Below are 378 nucleotides of genomic sequence, written 5' to 3'. Positions count from 1 at the left end.
CGATTGCGGACGTAATCCTCCCGACAAATTTTCCAGGTCTCGATATCACCCCCGCCAATCTCGAATTGCAGGAATACGAATACGACACGCCCCTCGCCATGCAGGATAAGACGTCAAATGCCGGGCGCCAGTTCTTCACGCGCATGGCGAAGGCGCTAACGGAGGTCGACGATCGCTATGACGTTGTCGTGGTCGATTGCCCGCCCCAGCTTGGCTACCTGACGTTGACGGCCATGTCGGCGGCGACGTCGGTTCTCATTACAGTTCATCCGCAGATGCTCGACCTGATGTCGATGAGCCAGTTCCTGCTCATGCTCGGCGGCATATTGAAAACCATCAAGGCCGCCGGTGCGGCAATCGAGCTCGATTGGTTTCGAT

Annotated in this window: 1 protein-coding gene; it reads left to right on the top strand. The window is 57.1% G+C overall.

Annotation, left to right across the window (positions count from 1 at the left end; genetic code table 11):
* On the top strand, positions 1–378 hold a 378-nt coding region (locus EN925_RS39520), incomplete at both ends, for an AAA family ATPase (protein ID WP_164894870.1).

The organism is Mesorhizobium sp. M7A.F.Ca.US.006.04.2.1 (assembly GCF_004022915.1).
GTDB classification, from domain to species: domain Bacteria; phylum Pseudomonadota; class Alphaproteobacteria; order Rhizobiales; family Rhizobiaceae; genus Mesorhizobium; species Mesorhizobium ciceri.
Note: the sequence above shows the minus strand (reverse complement) of the source record. Positions and strands in the feature narration are given on the sequence as shown.